Origin of the sequence: Chamaesiphon sp. GL140_3_metabinner_50 (assembly GCF_025361915.1) — a bacterium.
Lineage (GTDB): Bacteria > Cyanobacteriota > Cyanobacteriia > Cyanobacteriales > Chamaesiphonaceae > Chamaesiphon.
The window spans coordinates 1-4,458 of sequence record NZ_JANYJC010000338.1 but is presented as its reverse complement, the minus strand read 5'-3'; the positions used below and the strand labels follow the sequence as shown (position 1 = coordinate 4,458).

The 4,458-nt window shown below is 46.3% G+C and carries 5 protein-coding genes; 3 read left to right on the top strand and 2 right to left on the bottom strand.

Annotation, left to right across the window (positions count from 1 at the left end):
* On the bottom strand, positions 1 to 752 hold a 752-nt coding region (locus tag Q0R35_RS16710; RefSeq protein WP_295620980.1), incomplete at its 3' end, for a leucine-rich repeat domain-containing protein.
* Positions 753 to 944: 192 nt separating this feature from the next.
* Complete coding sequence (locus tag Q0R35_RS16705; RefSeq protein ID WP_295620977.1) at positions 945 to 1,676, bottom strand: response regulator transcription factor; 732 nt, start codon at positions 1,674 to 1,676, stop codon at positions 945 to 947.
* 333 nt (positions 1,677 to 2,009) lie between these two features.
* Between Q0R35_RS16705 and Q0R35_RS16700 the strand changes: the two genes are divergently transcribed.
* From Q0R35_RS16700 to larB, 3 genes are all read left to right on the top strand, one after another.
* Entirely contained in the window at positions 2,010 to 2,888 is an 879-nt protein-coding gene (locus Q0R35_RS16700) for a 4-hydroxybenzoate solanesyltransferase (RefSeq protein ID WP_295620974.1), read from the top strand.
* 262 nt (positions 2,889 to 3,150) lie between these two features.
* Positions 3,151 to 3,627, top strand: coding sequence for a hypothetical protein (locus Q0R35_RS16695; protein WP_295620971.1), 477 nt, complete (start codon positions 3,151 to 3,153; stop codon positions 3,625 to 3,627).
* 52 nt (positions 3,628 to 3,679) lie between these two features.
* On the top strand, positions 3,680 to 4,458 hold a 779-nt coding region (gene larB / locus Q0R35_RS16690), incomplete at its 3' end, for a nickel pincer cofactor biosynthesis protein LarB (RefSeq protein ID WP_295620968.1).

Sequence of the window (4,458 nt, the reverse complement as noted above, 5' to 3'; positions counted from 1 at the left end):
CAAAGATTTTCGACATTGGCAGGCAATTCAGTTAGTTGCCAATTATTTAGTTCTAGCCGAGTTAAACCCGAAAGTTGGCAAACTCTCTCAAATCCTACTTGCTTTGCTAAAGGTCGTCTAATTCGAGCGTCATCTTCGTCTAGTAGCCACTCAGCTCTCCACTCGCTAAACTTAGTCCAGTATCGACATGGTAGACTACTGCCAAAAAGCATGACTGTTTCTAAGTTATCTAAACTCTTCAGTGCTGATAAATCACCGATCGGATTACCATCTAAATTCAGGTAAGTTAAACCACAAAGGCTTTTGATACTATTTGGTAAGGTATCGATCTGATTATTAGCTAAATCTAACCAACTTAAATTGGTGAGGCTGCCAATACTTTCGGGCAAGTTGATTAATTGATTGTTGGCGATATTTAGGTAAGTTAATTCAGAAAGATTGCCAATACTTGCGGGTAAATTAGTTAGCTGATTATCATTGAGGGCTAATTTACTTAAAAGAACGAGACTAAAGATACTCTCTGGTAAGCTAGTTAGTTGATTTTTATCTAGGGCTAGCCAATCTAAATTAATTAGGTCGGTAATACTTTCTGGTAAGCTAGTTAGCTGATTATCTCTTAAATTTAGGTGGCATAAGTCGATAAGGCTACCAAGGCTCTCTGGTAGCGTAGATAGCTGATGGCTATCGAGGCTTAACTTATACTGTCGATTGAGCCTAGCTGATTCGATGATTTGTTCTAATTGTGCTTGCATTTATCTGGATGAATGATGAGATCGAGCCGTTTGTAGCTGGCTAAATCTATGCTACCCAGATCCGCTCAAAATATTGACTCAATCGCCTGACGATACGCTGGCGCGAATGAGAGTTTCCCTATATAAAAATTTTAATACTAAAAATCTGCCGATCGATCTTTAGATCGATCGGCAGGAAGTAATTTATCGATTTTAACTAACGGGGGTTTTTTCTTCCTCGCGATCGTTTTGCAGCTCTAGGCAATAGCCCGCACCATAGATTGTCTTAATATATTTAGGACGACGGGGATCTGGCTCCATCTTCGTGCGGAGGTGGCGAATGTGGACGCGAATCGTCTCGATATCGTCATCGGGATCGTAACCCCATACCTCTTTAAGAATCTCACTAGGGGACACTGTTTGCCCGTGTCGCTGGAGTAAACAGTGCAACAGTTCAAATTCGAGGTGCGTGAGCTTAATCGTCGCTTTACGCCAAATTGCCTCAAATCGTTCGGGAACTAGCGTCAGTTCGCCATAATTGAGAATTTCGCTGTGCTTGGCGGCTTGGGGAATGCGATCGGTACGGCGGAGTAAGGCGCGTACTCGTGCTAGTAGCTCCTCAATTTCAAATGGCTTGGTTAAATAGTCATCCGCACCAGCATTAAACCCTTCGACCTTGTTCTGGGTTTGACTTAGAGCAGTAAGCATTAACACAGGTGTCTCAGAAGTGCGATCGTCGCGGCGCAATCGTTGACAAACAGTATAACCATCAACTTTTGGCAACATCAGATCTAAGACGATCAGATCGGGCTGGATTTGGATCGCCATTGCCTGACCCTGGATACCGTCAGGCGATTGGTTGACCTCGTACCCAGCCATTTCGAGGTTAATACAGACTATTTCAGCGATCGCTGCATCATCATCGATGACTAGTATTCGAGGCATGTTCGAGTAGTTTTAAATAAATGTCCGAAAATTTTGTTAAAGATACTTGGCGAAACAAAGCTTTCTGTAAAGATTATACGCAGATGTATCGATCGACGCGAGTTTTTTCGACCTTCCTCAATTTTACGACATAGTGTGTAGCTGGTAAATAAGTTTGGAGATGGGAGATGGGGAGACTAGGGGACGGGGAGACTGGGGGACTGAGAATGGATTATATTTACATTAGTCTCGATCTCGAATGCTTTTACCTCCCACATATCCTCTGGTGGTTGAGCGGCTTGCCCCGATCGTAGCCGCAGGGAGCCGAAACCACACTCCTCCACACATACAACCATGACAACTCTTCCCCCGCGCGAACCAATTTGGCTGACTGTAATCCGACTGCTGCGATGGGATAAACCTGCCGGGAGATTGATTTTAATGATTCCTGCTTTGTGGGGGTTGTGTTTGGCAGCTAAAGGCAATCCACCGCTACCGCTATTGGGTGTGGTGATTTTAGGCACGCTGGCGACTAGTGCAGCGGGTTGCGTAGTGAACGATTTGTGGGATCGGAATATCGATCCGCATGTAGAGCGTACCAAACATCGTCCGCTAGCCGAGAAGTCATTATCGATCGCCACTGGCGTTGGTGTGTTAATTGTCTCACTCATTTGTGCGGCAATTTTAGCTGTATATCTCAATCCGCTGACTTTTTGGCTGTGTGTGGCTGCCGTTCCGGTAATTTTATTGTACCCTGCGGCAAAACGGGTGTTTCCCGTCCCACAATTGGTACTATCGATCGCGTGGGGATTTGCAGTGTTGATTAGTTGGTCGATGGTGACGGCGAGTATTGCTACGCCGACGTGGTATTTATGGGGCGCGACAATTTTTTGGACGCTAGGATTTGATACTGTATATGCCATGTCCGATCGTGATGACGACGTGCGGATTGGGGTGAAGTCTAGTGCCCTATTCTTCGGTAAATACGTGGCTGAAGCGATCGCCATTTTTTATGTCCTGACGGTTGGTTTGCTAGGCTGCATGGGCAAAATTACTGGCTTAGGGTCGATTTTTTGGTTGACATTAGGCATGTCTGCGGGTCTGTGGCTGTGGCAATATCTCCGACTCAAGCGACGGACGATTCCGCCGAGTTTTTATCCCCAAATGTTTCGCGAGAATGTCTGGATTGGCTTTGGGCTGCTGTTGGGAATGATTTTAGGGATTAGGCTTTAAGGAGATGGGAGTAAGGAGTAAATGATACGAATTAAGTTTCTTAAATGTTGTTGGCGATCGGGGGTTGGTAAAATATAGAAGATAAATAATTCTAGACTCGATCGATACAGATCGAACAGAATCGACACGAACACCACGCACTAAAAATCTACCGTTAGATGAGTTGTCGATCGGTGGGAACTATGACTAAAGAGGGTAGCGGTGTAAATCTCGCCGATGTATGCTGGGGTTACACCGATCGATCTATTATCGGAGGCGGCAAATGATGAACCGAATTAAAATAGCAATGCTGTTACTCGTCTCGATCGGCTGTTGGTTGCCGACAGGAGCTAGCGCAGAAGCTCCCGCACCAAAAGGCGGTTGTTGGTCGAGAGATATTGCCGTACGTCCGATGCCTGATGCTCAGACGATCGCGACAACTGCGGGTAGGGTAACTTCGATCGAGAATAACAATAAAGATCGATCGCTTGCAGCTAAAGAAGTAATAACTTGGGTACGGCTGAAAACGCCTACAGGTGAAGAAAAAACTGTGTACTTGGGATCTAATCGCGCGCTCAAACAGCAACGGATCGCACTCAAAGTTAATGATGTGGTAAAAGTTCGGGGCATCCAAACCGCTGAGGCGCGACAATTGCCGACAATTATTGCCAATACGATCGAGAAGGGCGATCGAATCTGGAAGCTAGATAATCCCACCGCAAAACCGATCGGAGCGCAATGGTGCAAGTATAAAGGCTAACCGTACTGCTACTCTAGGGAATAAGTCGTCCATATCGAACATTTCCTAGATTATGTCAGAATCGCTGCAATCTTTACTTAATGCCGTTGCTGCTGGAGAAATTACGCCCGATCTCGCCTTATCCAAACTGCAATCTTTAGGCTACGAATCGATCGATGAATTTGCCAAGATCGATTTAAATCGTCAGCAGCGAACGGGTTTTCCAGAAGTAATTTGGGGTGAAGACAAAACTCCCGCCCAAATTATTAAAATTATCGAGGTGATGCGCCAGCGGCAATCGGTAGTAATGGCGACTCGCATTACGCCAACAGTATACGCCGAACTGCAGCGATCGATTCCCGATCTAGTCTATTACCAAACAGCGCGGATTTGTGCTCTGACCCCACCCAATATCGCTCCGATCCATCCAGGCAAAATTACTATTTTGACCGCAGGTACAGCCGATTTACCCGTGGCTGAGGAAGCAGCTTGTACAGCCAGCTTATGCGGTTTTGCCGTCGAGAAGTTGTGGGATGTCGGCGTAGCGGGAATTCATCGGCTCTTGAGCAATCGGCACATTATCGACGATGCCGATGTCTTAATTGTCGTCGCTGGCATGGAAGGAGCCTTACCTAGCGTTGTTGCTGGTTTAGCCGATTGTCCAGTAATTGCCGTACCGACTAGCGTCGGCTACGGTGCGAGCTTTGGCGGCATTGCACCACTACTGACAATGCTCAATTCCTGCGCCGCTGGTGTCGGTGTCGTGAATATCGATAATGGCTTTGGTGCGGCTATTTTAGCCTGTCAGATTCTCCGCACATCAGCAAAGATCGCCAACAGAGATAAGCTGAA